The sequence below is a fragment of the Alteromonas naphthalenivorans genome (genome assembly GCF_000213655.1).
GTDB lineage: Bacteria > Pseudomonadota > Gammaproteobacteria > Enterobacterales > Alteromonadaceae > Alteromonas > Alteromonas naphthalenivorans.
Map to the genome: position 1 here is coordinate 492127 of NC_015554.1, position 14476 is coordinate 506602.

Consider the following 14476-nt stretch of genomic DNA (forward strand, 5'->3'; position numbering starts at 1 on the left):
TGCTGCGTCTCCAGAGGTACTCAAACAGTGGCTCTGCTCAGGGAATATGGTATTGGCTGTGATGTTTAGCTAATAAATCATGCCCGTAAAAGGCGACATGCAACCCAATATTGCCCTGATCATCTTCGGTAAAAATTGGCGTCGAGCATTCATTACAGAAAAACTGTTTGCTGTTTGGCGATAGCTGTAGCTCACCTAGCATCGATGGCGCACAATCTATCACTAGATGCTCACGTGCACCGGCGATGGTGAGGTTAAGCGTTTCGCTGCAGGATAATGTTTCTACGTCCAACTCATCTTCGCTAATATCAGACAACTCAAATTGCACGGCCTGACACTGGCAACTACCTTTATACATAATGTACGCTCCTACTCATCGGGCCAATTTATGCTCGACAGCGTGTTAAATGATGTAGAAATGTATGACTGCTTAAAATGAAATTTTTTATCGAGAGGGGTGTCTTGCACATCGCCAATCAGGGCTTTATTGGTATCGATAACCCCAATCCACCCATTGCGGCCAGACATTTTGGTGGCATATAAACAATAATCTACCACTGAAAAGGTGCTCTTCCAGCTTTCTTCGAAGGACACATGTTCAACAGGGGGAAGAATACTAAAGCCGATACTGCAGGTAACACGAAGCGAGCGAGTATCGTCGATATGAAACACGTTATCATTTACTGCGGCGCGGCATCGTTCGGCCAGTTGGGGAAGGTCATCTCGCATAGAGTGACGGCATATTACCAAGAACTCTTCGCCGCCCCAGCGAATAAGTAAATCCGTTTGCCTGAAAACTTCTCGAAGGACGTCGGCGAACTGACTCAGTACTTTATCGCCCGCTAAATGGCCATGCTCATCATTAATACGTTTAAAATGGTCGATGTCTATTAAGAAGCAAAGCAGGTCTTGGTTGCGTTCATTGTGACCTTCTTGATGTTTGTTCGCATGAGCACTGCGCTTAAGTTCACCTGGCAATTGGGATTCAAGGTAGTGCCGGTTATACAAGCCTGTCAGGGAATCATGCAGACTCACTTGCTCAAGGGTTTTATAGGCTGTTTGTAGCTCAGAATTTTTTTGTTCAAGCTCTTTTGTTCGCTGCTTAACTTCACGGCGAAGCCTGATGGTTTGTTGGCGCTGAGTGTATCTGCTCCAAATGAGAAAAAGCGTTAATAACCCTGCAATTAAGGTACTCCAAAACAATGTCGTGCGCAGATTAGTTTGCTCGGCTTCAGCTAATGCAAGTTGTTTGGTTTTCTGTAATACCTGAATAGACTGTGCTTGACGCTCAATTTCTATTTCGGCTTGAAGTTGCGCAATAGCGACCTCGCTACCTGAGCTCAGCACCTCTTCTCGTATATTTTGCAATACCGACTGAATATCTAATGCGCGCTTAAACTCCCCCTTTGCTGCTAGGGCTTTCACTTGAATCGATAAGAAGTTCAGCTGGCTGCGTAAATCTCCGCGCCGTCTTGCTTCAATAGTGCCATTTTTAGCGTACGCTAGCGCATCGTCAAACTGTTGCAATGACATCATTGCATTGGCTAATGCTAGGCGGGCTTGTTGCAGCAACTTTTGCTGGCCTGTAGATTTAGCCACCGCGAGTGATTCCTCTAGCAACATCAAGCCTTGCTCTGTGTCACCGGTTTTTACCAGCGCTTCGCCTAACCATGCCTGAGTAGTAGAAATTTCATTTGCCTCCCCATTCTCTTTTAATAGGGTTAGTGCGTGTGTAAGTGCTTCTGATGCTTCTTCAATATCGCCTTTCAGTAACAGCAAAGCGCCAATCTTACCCAGTATTTGAGCTGTTAGCGGCTTGTCATTACTTGTTTTCGCTATTTGTAATGCGTCTTGATAATACGTGTTGGCCTCAGAAAACTGATTTAATGTGACATATATATCACCAATGGTGGCGAGGCCTTGGCCAGTACTTTTTGTATCTTGTTGTACCCGAAATAAGCTTAATGCTTTTTTTAATGTATAAAGAGCAGCCTGAACTTGGCCTTGTTCTTTTTGGACAAGGCCAATTTCCATTTGAATGGTCGCATTTAACGGGAGGACACCTTGGGTTTGCGCGATAGATTGGGCACGTCGAAGGTAGCCAATAGATTGCTCATAGTTCCCTAGAAAACGTTGCGAAGTACCAAGGTGGTGTAAGGTATTTGCCATATCAATAAGTTGGCCATGGCGGGTGAATCCATCTAACGCAACGTAGAGTGCATCGTTTGCTACATTGAAACGGGATGCGCTTTGTAATAGCTGCCCTACCTCATAGAACGTACTGGCCGACAATGTACTTATCGACAATGTACCGCTTTGATGGGCTTGTTCAATGGCAAGTAGAGTTTGACGCTCGGCATCCTCGAAAGCCCCGCTTTGAATGAGTTCGTGAACAGTTTGAGTAAGGGCTGCAGGTGAAGCTTTTGTAGGCGAAGAAAAGCCCACTAAAGCGAAAAGTAGCGAAACGGTGACAATGCTGGTGGCAAAACGCCGAGCCGACTGTCTGGGCATTATAGAAGCTTCCTTACGACTACGCATTTATTGCCCTCCCTTTAATAAAGAAGAAGGACTGAAAATTTATGAGTAAAACTGAAGTGCTGATATCGTTATAAGCAGTCAATTTCTATCACTACTATTATGGCGAACAACCCGAAGAAATAACGTATCAGGCATTAGACTAAAGTATAAATTTGGCACGCAGAGTACCTGTTCTAATCAGAATTTACACATTAAATAAAACTGTTATGCTTTTTTGAGTTCGGCTTGCCGGAAGCGTAAGGCTGAATCATTCCCTGACAGGTTGAAACTTTTGTCTAACATAAAATAAGAATATAGTGAGATGCACAATATTGAAAAGCTTAATGTGTCTTAATAAGCATTAATATTAGTCGTTACGCATGCTAATTCATACCTTTACTCGGATTAGATGAACCGAGGCTGTTCTTTTTTCTTAGATTTCTCTATGCTAGCAACTTCATTTATTTGCGCGTAGCGAGAACACTATGTCAGAAAGTCGTTTTATATCAAAAGAAGGTCAGCAAGTACCTTCCGTATCTATTCCTGTTCGCGATGGCGAAACGTGGGCAACTAAAACCACTGAAGAATTGTTTAGCAACAAAACAGTGGTGGTTTTTTCACTTCCCGGCGCGTTTACGCCTACATGTTCTTCTACGCACTTACCTCGCTACAATGCACTCGCCAAAGTTTTTAAACAGCATGGCGTAGATGACATATTGTGCATATCAGTCAACGATACGTTTGTAATGAATGCATGGGCAGCCGATCAAGAAGCAGAAAATGTTACTGTTATACCGGATGGAAATGGGGATTTTACTGACGGAATGGGTATGTTGGTAGACAAAGCCGATTTAGGTTTTGGAAAGCGTAGCTGGCGCTATTCTATGTTGGTTAAAAACGGCACTGTAGAGAAAATGTTCATTGAACCAGACGTGCCTGGCGACCCGTTTGAGGTTTCTGATGCCGACACTATGCTTGCTTATATAGCCCCAGGCGCTGAGAAACAAGCGCCGGTATCACTATTCACTAAGCCTAACTGCCCATTTTGTACAAAAGCGAAAGCGTTGTTAACCGACAAGGGTTACGACTTTGAAGAGATTGTACTAGGGAAAGATGCCTCGTTAACTAGCCTTAACGCAATGACTGGCCGTGACACCGTACCTCAAGTATTCATTGGCGGTAAGCATATTGGCGGGTCAGACGACTTAGCATTGTATTTTAGCTAAATACAAGTAACGACGGTAACAAAGCGCTTACTAACACAACATGTGCTAAAACAGGGCTTGTTGAGCTGAAATTTGTTAAAACAGCATACCGTCACAGTGTAACTGTAATAGCGTAAGGTCATTATTTAATGGCCTTATTTTGTTATAATTGGCTAATTGTAATGCCTTCTGGAGAATATACGTGCATTCAAAGTTTGCTCTCGCAAAATTATCTATACTTCCTGTTGCAGTAGTGTGCTTTGCATTGATAGGCACATTAATAGGAACATTTTTCGCTAGTTCTGCAGCAGCCAGCACTCTTGAAACACAAGACGCATTAACGCGATTTGCTGATTTTTATAAGCAAGAGTGGGGTGAAACGCAGCGATGTAAATCTTCTAAACTGCATCGCTACACGGTATGTGGCAACGTACTTCGCAACGAAGGTAATGCTCCCTTCGTGCTGCATCACGATACCCCTTCAAAGAAAGTGGCCGTGCTAGTCCACGGACTTAGTGATTCACCTTTCTTTATGCGAGAAATTAGCAATATTTTATTCAACGAAGGCTACGACGTTATTGTTCCACTGTTACCTGGGCATGGGTTGCGAGATGATGAGGGGGCAATGAGTGACAGCGATTTAGCCGAGCGTTGGCAAGCACATGTTGATGAGGTTATCGCGTTAGCTGATGACATGGGCGACACCCTGATTGTTGGAGGGTTTTCTACTGGTGGCGCATTAGCGGTCGATCAGTACCTAGACACAAATGAAAACATAGATGGGCTTATGTTGTTTTCTGGTGCATTGGCACTTTCTGAAAATGCCGAGAGTATGTCTAGAATTTGGGGTATTAAGTGGGTGGCGAAAATTGTGGATGGTAGTTATATCACGCACGGTCCGAACCCTTTTAAATACCCAAATGTTGCAGGCTTTGCGGGGTTAGAGTTGATGGATATTATTGAAAAAATTCGCGACGACTTCGAAGACGGCAAGCGTATTGAAGTGCCTCTTTTTGCTGCGCACTCTCAAGCTGATGCCACCACGCCTATTCACGGTGTAGAAAATCTAATGGAAAATAGCGCAGGGCCAAATACGTTTTTTGTTATCGATGCATCTTATGCGTTGTGCCACGCCGACCTTGTGGTGAACACGTCAATGTTACACGATATGAAGTTCAATAAAGTCATGGTAAATGAAAACGAAGAATGTGCAGTACCAAAAGCAAATCCTTTATTTTCAACCATGACAATGATGCTGAAAACCTATGCGCAACAATTCTAGCGTTTTACAGCTCTAACAAATGCGATTAAGCTTTAAGGCATGATAGCTAAATTGAAAAAGCAGCGACGTGGCTACGTCGTCATATTGATAATGGTTATTTCCTTGGTGACTAAATTGTCGCCGGGAATGGCTATGCCAAACACTATGCCAATGGCTACCTCAAAGGCCGCGACAACGCCTGCGGACGTGATGTCTAATGAAGCAAATTCTGAGTACAATTCATCAGAAGCAAGTCGCGCCAATAAAAAAATGCATGCTGGTGCTAGTGGGTGCCATTCAGCTATTTACGCTTCTACAAGCGAAGTAATCACGCCTTCAAGCGCTCAATCTACTGCAAAAAATGCTCACGCCATTCATAGTGGCTCAAGTGCTCCCCGCGAAGCTATGAAATCTAGTATGCACGGTGACACATCTGAGTCGTGCTGCGACGTCCAGTGTCAATGCCCTACAGGTGTATGTGCCACTGTTTATGCCGTCATAAATAACGAACTCTCGGTAGCAGTTATTGCGCCCACTCCGTTGGTGGTTTTTGTTAACCACCAAACTCCTTACACTATACCCAACACCCAATTTCGCCCCCCAAAATTCACTTTCGCAGGATAGTTGTATCTGGCGGGAGCGTATAGCACCCATGGTTTTCTTTTTATTCCCTTAGTACAAAGGGAAATTGATGTGGTTTTCTCATGTTTGCATTTAATCTGGGTATGATTTTTAACTACCAAACTCAAGTTCGATTACGTACTTGTTACCTTCAGCGTGCTTGGCTAGGGATATTACTTTTTGTAATTAATACACCTTCCCTCGCAACGACCCTCAGTCTTAAAGATGCGCAACATCTCGCACTAAACCAAGACGTTTATTTTCAAGGCAGCAAACTTGAAGAGGCTGCGTATCAGCACGATAGTAATGCGGCTGATAGTTGGGATAACCCCACAATCAGCACTACATTGCAAAGCGTGCCAACAGATGGATTTTCGCTGAATCAAGAGCCTATGACACAGTTGAAATTGGGTATTCGACAAGCTATGCCAAGGGGGAATTCCGCAAACATCTCCCGCACCATTGCCATTGAGCAAGCCCAAAAAGAACCTGTGAAAAGAGCAGCAAGGCGAGCGTGGTTGTTGCGAGAAGTGTCGCTGGAGTGGCTGGCGTGGTATCGGGCAGAGCAAACCCTAGCCTTATTGCGTGAAGAATCGCAGTCGTTAGCGCAGTTACTCGAGACAGTAGAGTCGTCTTACCGAAGTGGCGTGGGCGGCACTCAACAGCAAGACATTATTCAGATTCGACTAGAGCGCCTTCGCTTAAAAGATACGATTTTGAAGGAACAGCAGGCTGCATCTGTCGCCCTAGCACGACTTTCGCGGTGGTTCGATTTTTCTAGTGAAGTTAGTTTTACTGTGCCCGAAACACTCAATCATCACGAAATATTCCCTTTTAATAAATCTTTAGCTACACAGCTTAAACGACGTGACGTACTCAATGTTATTGACGCTCATCCCTCTGTGCAGCTGCTTGTAAAAGATGAATTGGTGGCTACACAGAAATTGACTCTTGCCAAAGAGCAAACCAAACCTAAATGGGCTATTGAAGCAGCATACGGATATCGTCAAGATGCCCAAAACGGCATGAGCCAAGCTGACTTTATTAGTGTGGGTGTCCAAGTTGATTTACCGCTGTTTAACAGTAAGCGTCAAGATGCAAATGTGTCGGCATCAGCAGCAAGGTTAGGGGTGACATCCACACAGCGACGATTAGAAGTGAGGCGATTAGCAGCCCTTGCTGAAGCACGTGAAGCAGAGCTTGCAAGCTTAACTGACCGCCAGCAGTTATTTGATACCGCATTACTTGAACAATCAGAGAGTTTAGCCGAATCAGCGCTCAATGCCTACATAGCCGATAAGGGCACATTTGACGACGTAATGCGTGCGCGTATCTCTCTCATATCCGCAAAGTTAGATGCCCTAGCGCTTCACGTCGATATAGCAAAGACTTTAGCCGAACTCGCTTACCTGTATTACCCGCTGACAAACGAAAAAAATCAGTTAACAGGTTCTCGATTGGATGACAGATTTCTAGACACCCACAAAACCACTACCGACGGAGTAGCAAAACAATGAAGACACTATTTATTCTTATAGTCGGATTAATCGGTGGCGCAGCGGCTATGTTTGTTTGGAATTTAAACATGCAGGGCGAGGCTGCTGTTGAGGGTGTGGTTGCTGGCGGTGATGAAAACTCAAATAACAAAAAGCCCCTTTATTGGGTTGCACCGATGGATGATGCCTACCGTCGAGATAAGCCGGGTAAGTCGCCAATGGGCATGGATCTAGTGCCTGTATATCCGGCATCGGATAGCAGTGAAAATCGTGGTGAAGGTGAGGTAACAATTTCACCCCAGGTACAACAAAATATGGGCGTGAAGTTTACCACGGTAAAACGAGGGCAACTGGATTTGACCTTTAGTGCAGTGGGTAATGTTACCTATAACGAAGACTACTTGGTGCATATTCACCCCAGAGTAGAGGGTTGGATTGATAAGCTGTTTATTAAAACGGAAGGTGAGGCCGTTAGCCAAGGGCAAAAACTGTATACCCTTTATTCACCTGCTCTGGTGACTGCGCAAGAGGAATTTGTTATTGCGCTAAAGCGAGGAGACACACGCTTAGCCGCAGGTGCTAAACAACGTTTAAAAGCGCTGCACTTATCGGATGGGTTTATTGCGCAACTCGAAAAAAGCCGCGAGGTTTCACAAACTATTACCTTCTTTGCCCCCCAAGCCGGCGTGGTAGAACATTTAGGAGTTCGCGAAGGATTCTATGTTCAACCTGGCACCACGGTGCTTAGTATTGCTCGTTTAGACAGTGTATGGGTTGAAGCGCGCGTATTTGAACAAGATGTCCCTAAAGTGGCACTTGATCAGCAGGTATCGGTTACGTTTGACTATCTGCCAAATAAAACCTTTTCAGGTAAAGTTGATTTTATCTACCCAGCACTTGATGTTGAAACACGTACGCTCAAAGTACGGGTTACTTTAAAGAACGACAGCGGTGACATTAAACCGAATATGTTCGCCAATGTGATTTTTACCAAGCAAACCGAAAAGCCTGTGCTGTATGTGCCTTATCAAAGCGTTATTCAAATCCAGTCGCAGGGCCAAAATCAAAATCTCGCCCAAAACCGAGTCGTTATGAATGTCGAAGAAAGCTTTAAATCTATAGCCGTCAACGTTGGGCGTAAAGCAGGGGACTTCATTGAAATAACTCAAGGCGTAAATGAAGGTGACAAAATAGTGCTGTCGGCGCAGTTTCTGATTGATTCAGAGTCGTCTAAAACATCAGATTTCAAACGTATGCAGTCTCATGGCGATCATGAAATGGTAAAACACAACAAGCCAATGTCTGATACGCCTGAGCATGACCCAATGCAACACGATCCAACAAAACATGATCCAACACAACACGATTCACCCCAAAAAGAGTCAAACCTGCCAGAGAAATCTCATCATGGATTACAACATCAGGGAGTGAATCACGAGGCCAAGCACCACGAGGGCATGCACCATGATTGAAGCCATAATACGTTGGTCTGTGGCGAATCGCATATTAGTTTTACTGGCAACGTTGTGTATTTCTATTGGCGGGGTAATAGCAGTAAAGCATACACCTATTGATGCCATACCTGATTTATCAGATGTGCAGGTGATTGTTAAAACCAGCTATGCAGGGCAATCGCCTCAAGTAGTAGAAGATCAAGTAACCTATCCGCTCACCACTGCCTTAATGTCTGTGCCGGGTGCAAAAACAGTTCGAGGATTTTCATTTTTTGGTGACTCTTATGTGTACGTTATTTTTGACGACAGTACCGATATGTATTGGGCACGAAGCAGAGTGCTGGAATACCTTAGCCAAATAACCTTGCCTGATGGTGTGGTACCCAAACTGGGGCCTGATGCTACTGGGGTAGGTTGGGTTTACATGTATGCCCTTGTTGATGAGTTACACAACTACGATGCTGGTGAGCTTAGGGCTTTGCAAGACTGGTTCTTAAAATATGAATTGCAAAGCGTGCAAGGAGTGTCGGAAGTCGCCTCTGTAGGCGGCATGGTTAAACAGTATTTACTGCAACTTCATCCGCAAAAGTTGCAAGCGTATAACGTGCCTTTACGTCATATTGAAACGGCACTCGCCCGAGGCAACATTGCAGCGGGTGCGTCAGTAATAGAAATGGCTGAAGCAGAGTATATGGTGACATCTTCTGCCTATCTTACGGGTACTGAAGATATTGCTAATATTCCTTTAGGCGTTGTTCACAATGGCGTGGCGATAACGATAGGCCATGTCGCGAGTGTAGTAGAGGCGCCACTTATGCGCAGAGGCATCGCTGAGCTAAACGGAAATGGCGAAGTGGTAGGTGGCATAGTAGTGATGCGCTTTGGCGAAAATGCTAAGGCGACTATTGATAACGTGAAGGCGCGTATTGAAACGTTGAAGGCCAGTTTACCTAGTGGCGTAAATATTGTACCGGTATACGACCGTTCCACCCTTATCGATAATGCCGTCGATAACCTATGGAGCAAGCTTGTTGAAGAGTTACTTGTGGTGGGTGCCGTCTGCTTAGTGTTTCTTTTTCATGTGCGGTCGTCGCTGGTTGCCATAATCACATTACCAATTGGCATATTAATGGCCTTTATCGTAATGAAGTTTCAAGGCCTTAACGCAAATATTATGTCTTTAGGTGGTATTGCCATTGCTATGGGGGCCATGGTGGATGGCGCTATTGTGTTGGTGGAAAACCTGCATAAGCATATTGAACGGGCGACAGCGCAAGGAGAGCAAGTAAAAGGTGAAGCGCGTTGGGCGCTAGTGGTGAAGTCGGCCAACGAAGTGGGGCCAGCCCTGTTCTTTTCACTGTTGATAATTACCGTGTCTTTTATCCCTGTTTTTACCTTAGAAGCACAAGAAGGGCGAATGTTTGCCCCTCTCGCTTTTACGAAATCCTATGCCATGGCTGCCGCTGCGGCGTTAGCCATTACCTTGGTGCCAGTGTTAGCCGGCTATTTCGTGACAGGCAAGGTAAAAGCAGAGCATCGCAACCTGTTAAATAGGGCTATTTCGACAGGGTATGTTAAGGCGTTAACGGCTGCGCTGAACCACCCTCGAAAAATAGTGTTCGCAGCCTTTATTGCGTTAGTTTCTGTAGTATGGCCAATGCAGCATATCGGTAGTGAATTCATGCCATCTTTGGATGAGGGGGACTTACTCTATATGCCTACGACTTACCCTGGAATTTCGGTGGGCAAAGCCAGAGAGTTGCTACAACAAACCGATAAGCTGATTGCCACAATACCCGAGGTGCAAAATGTATTCGGTAAAGTGGGTAGAGCGGATACCGCTACCGATCCTGCGCCTTTAACTATGATAGAAACCTTTGTGCAATTAAAGCCAAAATCCCAGTGGCGTGCAGGTATGACAACATCAAAATTGAAGGAAATATTAAACAGTACGGTGGAATTTCCAGGGGTATCCAATGCGTGGGTGATGCCAATTAAAACGCGTATCGACATGCTCGCTACTGGTATTAAAACGCCGGTAGGTATCAAAATAGCGGGGCCAGAATTAGCGGGCATTCAGCAGGTGGGTGTACAAATAGAACAAGCGCTACAAGACTTTGAGAATACCGCATCGGTATTTGCCGAGAAAGTTGCAGGTGGGCGTTATATCACTATTGATATTAGTCGTGATAGGGCGGCGCGATATGGGCTCAATATCGCTGATATCCAAGAGGTTATCAACACTGCTATAGGTGGGCGAACATTGGGTGAAACCGTAGAGGGAAGGCAGCGTTTTCCTATCAGTATGCGTTACCCACAACAATACAGAGATTCTCCAGAAGCGCTAAGACAACTTCCCATAGTTTTAGCAAACGGTGCCAATATTACCTTGGGCGAGGTAGCCGATATTGCTATTGAGGTGGGGCCCGCGGCAATAAAAAGCGAAAATGCTCGATTAAACGGTTGGGTATTTATCGATATTGAAAGCGGCGATTTAGGCAGTTACGTACAAAGCGCAAAAGAGCATATTGCTAATACGGTTTCATTGCCTCCAGGCTACTCCTTAACGTGGGCGGGGCAGTTTGAATACTTAGAAAGGGCGGAAGCACGGCTTAGCATAATGGTGCCATTTACCATAGCCGTTATCGTGTTGCTGCTGTATTTAAGCTTCAGGCGAGTTGCCGATGTAGCACTTATTATGGTTACCTTGCCATTGGCACTAATTGGCAGCTACTGGCTACTGTATGCACTGGAGTTTAACTTCTCTGTAGCCGTTGCCGTTGGGTTTATTGCCTTGGCGGGTGTCGCGGTTGAAATAGGCGTTATTATGCTGGTGTACCTGCATCAAGCGGTTGAAGCGTTTGATGGAAAAGCTTGCTCTACTACGCATGCTCAATCATCTGCTGAGCAAATAAAACAAGCACTTAAAGACGCCATTATTGAAGGCGCCACCCGGCGTGTTAGGCCGGTAATGATGACGGCGCTGTCTATTATAATAGGCTTGCTACCTGTGCTGTATGCAACGGGAACCGGTGCTGAAATTATGCGACGTATTGCTGCACCCATGGTAGGAGGCATGTTAAGTGCGCTAGCGCTAACTCTGTTTGTGCTACCTACTATGTTTTACCTTGTTCAGGCGTGGCAGATGAAGCGACGTTCGTAAGAAAACACGCTACATAACCACCTTAGAAACAAAAAGGCAGTTAGGATAACCTAACTGCCTTTTTAGTATTTGTTCGGCTGTTTTATTTCAACGATTAATGCTTGCTGGCGTATTCTTCCACTTGGGTCCATACACGCAGTAAATTTCCGCTCAAGATTTTTTCAATATCTGCACGGCTGTATTCTCTGTCCAGTAACCCCTGAACTAAATTAGGAAAGCTAGCCACATCTTTCAGGCCGATAGGTAACGAGTCACCTACGCCGTCATAATCAGAACCAATTCCTACGTGCTCAATACCAACCAGCTCTACCACATGGTCGATGTGGTCAAGCACTTCATCAAGTGTTGAGTAAGGGTAAGGTACTTCTTTACGGTAGTTAGCTTCGAAGTCTTCCAGTTTCGGGCTATCTTCACCTTCAGCGGCAATTAATGCTTTGCGCGCTTGTGTTAACCCTGTACGCCATTTACCCGCTTCTTTTGTGACAAAGCTTGAGCCAAAGTTGATCATGATAACGCCGCCATTATCGCCAAGCGCTTTAACCATTTCGTCATTCATATTACGCTCGAAGCCAGGTGTAAAGCGGCGAAGCGATGAGTGAGACGCAATGACAGGGACCTTGGTCAGCTCAATAACTTGATAAAAGGCATCGTCAGATACATGAGAAATATCGAGCATGATGCCGATGTTGTTCATCTCAGTAACCAGTGTTTTACCAAACGGGCTTAACCCGTTCCACTGACGGCGCAAATCGTATGACGAATCTGAAATATGATTCGACTGACTGTGCGCAAGTGTAATGTAGCGAATGCCACGTTCGTGAAACGCTTCTAAATTAGCTAAATCGCCTTGAAGTGGAGAGCCATTTTCCATCCCCATGGGTAATGAAATAATGCCTTTCTCGAACTGGGCTTTTACGTCTGACGGGCTTTTGGCAATGGCAAATTTATCAGGGGCTCGCGCCACAATGGCTTCCACAGAATCAATAAGCAGATGAGCAAGCTGGGTAGATTCCGGTGAATTATCTAAACTCGCAGGTACGTAAATTGACATGAAAGGGACATTTAAACCGCCTTTGACCGCGCGAGGATAATCAAAGTCTCCGCCTTCTGTGGCTTTGGTGACATCTACCCATGCATTTTTAACCCGATAAGGCACATCAATATGGCCATCAACAATAATCGTTTCTTGGGCTATTTTTACCGCTTTTTCGCTTGCGGCATAAGTGGGGACATCGGCAGCAACAGCCTGCGCGCAAAGTAAAGTGGAGATCGCGAGTGCACAAGATTTTAGCGGGAAGAAGCCCTTCATTTTTGTTTTTCCTTATCGTTGTTGTAAGACAAAAGACTAAAAGAAAACCTTCATGCCTACAATGGCCCGAACGCCTTAATCTTTTATTTCTTCTGATTTCCTTTTATTTCGGGCTTTTTTATTCTCAAAGCCCCTAAAAACAGTAAAATTGTGCGTTTTTAGAGCGGTTACTACCATTCACTTTAATTTTACATTGCAATAAAAATTTAAAACTTGTTATTGTGTTGACGCGTGACTTCATAACGCGAATGCGGGATACTCCCGAGCGCGTCGCCGAATAGGATGAGAGTGAGTTCATCCGCGCGGCCTACATAATTTTTCGTGGCACCCCTCACTTCTCAGTTATTTTACAGGGGCCACAGTAGACAAGTATGAGAAAGTAAAATGGCTATTAATTTTGTACCGCTAGATAAAGAAAAACACAAAGACTTAAAAGTCGCGGTTAGCAATACCTTTAAGTTTGCGAAAGATACGCACCTTGCTGCAGCCACTATTCGTGAGTTTGCTCAATTGGCTGCCACTATGCCGCTAGTATTTATTGAAGATGCTAATGCTAAACGCCACCATGTTGTTGCAATGCTTGGCATGGAACAGAACAAAAACCTGTTTCTTACTGGCGACAAATGGCAGGGCCCTCACGTTCCAATGAACATTCTTCGTTACCCTTTTGATGTTCGCCCTGATGGCGAGAAGCTAGGCGTATACATTGATGAAAACAGCGACCTAATCGGTGAGGAAGGCGAAGCCTTATTTACTGACGCTGGTGAGCCAACGGAATTCTTGCAAAACCGTCAGCAGTTTCTAGCTGACCTTGCTAACAGCGAAATGATGACTCAGCGTTTTGTTCAACAAGTTGTTGACCTAGACCTGCTAGACCCACTTCAAATTCGTCTTACTTACCAAAGCGGCCAACAACGTAACGTTACTGGCATGCTAAGTATTAACGAAAAGAAAGTACTTGAGTTGCCAGAAGAGAAAGTGACTGAGCTTCATAAGTCTGGTTTCTTAGGCGCTATGTACGCGGTAATGATGTCAGCAGGCCAATTGAACCGTTTAGTTGAGCTTTCAAATGGTACAGACAACCCAATTCGCAGCATGCAATTGTCAGTGGTTAAGCCTGAAGAAGCACAAGCTGAAGCGCCAAGCGCATAGGTATTATCATCCACTAGGGTGATTAAAGCGCTAAGCTAGACAATAAACCGATACTGGGAAACGAGTATCGGTTTTTTCGTATTTATCATCTTTACTTTCCCCACCCCCTTTTTATTTTGCCCCTCTTTTCTTAGGGGTTATCAACTACTTCGCCAAAACACTGTATATACACACAGTTCAAAGCCAGTAAATACGTGGCCTTCACTATGCTTTTTAGCTTGACAGTGGGGATCATTGATACCTAAACTGTCAATCAGTGGGTAAATGTGGCGAATAGTGGATCGAACCATCATTGTTT

General features: G+C 44.9%; 10 protein-coding genes. 7 read left to right on the forward strand and 3 right to left on the reverse strand.

Going from position 1 to position 14476, the window contains the following annotated elements; translation table 11 throughout:
- Positions 1-37: 37 nt before the first annotated feature.
- Both AMBT_RS02090 and AMBT_RS02095 read right to left on the reverse strand, forming a co-directional pair.
- The gene (locus AMBT_RS02090; RefSeq protein ID WP_013782918.1) at positions 38-358 is read right to left on the reverse strand and encodes a GFA family protein; all 321 of its coding nucleotides are present in this window, start codon (positions 356-358) and stop codon (positions 38-40) included.
- Positions 359-369: 11 nt separating this feature from the next.
- Entirely contained in the window at positions 370-2511 is a 2142-nt protein-coding gene (locus tag AMBT_RS02095; RefSeq protein ID WP_013782919.1) for a GGDEF domain-containing protein, read from the reverse strand.
- 491 nt (positions 2512-3002) lie between these two features.
- Between AMBT_RS02095 and AMBT_RS02100 the strand changes: the two genes are divergently transcribed.
- The 6 genes from AMBT_RS02100 to AMBT_RS02125 all read left to right on the forward strand — a co-directional run bounded on the left by AMBT_RS02100 (position 3003) and on the right by AMBT_RS02125 (position 11717).
- Positions 3003-3743, forward strand: coding sequence for a glutathione peroxidase (locus tag AMBT_RS02100; protein ID WP_013782920.1), 741 nt, complete (start codon positions 3003-3005; stop codon positions 3741-3743).
- Positions 3744-3924: 181 nt separating this feature from the next.
- The gene (locus AMBT_RS02105) at positions 3925-5004 is read left to right on the forward strand and encodes an alpha/beta hydrolase (protein WP_013782921.1); all 1080 of its coding nucleotides are present in this window, start codon (positions 3925-3927) and stop codon (positions 5002-5004) included.
- A gap of 39 nt (positions 5005-5043) precedes the next feature.
- Positions 5044-5607 (forward strand): hypothetical protein, encoded by a 564-nt coding sequence (locus tag AMBT_RS02110; RefSeq protein WP_041452470.1) that lies wholly within the window; start codon positions 5044-5046, stop codon positions 5605-5607.
- Between the two features lie 80 nt (positions 5608-5687).
- On the forward strand, positions 5688-7121 hold the full coding sequence (locus AMBT_RS02115; RefSeq protein ID WP_013782923.1) for a TolC family protein: 1434 nt from the start codon (positions 5688-5690) through the stop codon (positions 7119-7121).
- On the forward strand, positions 7118-8572 hold the full coding sequence (locus AMBT_RS02120; RefSeq protein ID WP_013782924.1) for an efflux RND transporter periplasmic adaptor subunit: 1455 nt from the start codon (positions 7118-7120) through the stop codon (positions 8570-8572). Before AMBT_RS02115 ends, AMBT_RS02120 begins: the two co-directional genes overlap by 4 nt.
- Positions 8565-11717, forward strand: coding sequence for an efflux RND transporter permease subunit (locus tag AMBT_RS02125; RefSeq protein ID WP_013782925.1), 3153 nt, complete (start codon positions 8565-8567; stop codon positions 11715-11717). Before AMBT_RS02120 ends, AMBT_RS02125 begins: the two co-directional genes overlap by 8 nt.
- A 94-nt stretch (positions 11718-11811) precedes the next feature.
- Here AMBT_RS02125 and AMBT_RS02130 read toward each other — a convergent pair whose 3' ends face one another.
- The gene (locus tag AMBT_RS02130; protein ID WP_013782926.1) at positions 11812-13026 is read right to left on the reverse strand and encodes a dipeptidase; all 1215 of its coding nucleotides are present in this window, start codon (positions 13024-13026) and stop codon (positions 11812-11814) included.
- Between the two features lie 384 nt (positions 13027-13410).
- Here AMBT_RS02130 and AMBT_RS02135 point away from each other — a divergent pair, with 384 nt between their 5' ends.
- A complete protein-coding gene (locus AMBT_RS02135) occupies positions 13411-14178 on the forward strand; it encodes a SapC family protein (RefSeq protein ID WP_013782927.1) in 768 nt (255 codons plus the stop codon).
- Positions 14179-14476 lie beyond the last annotated feature (298 nt).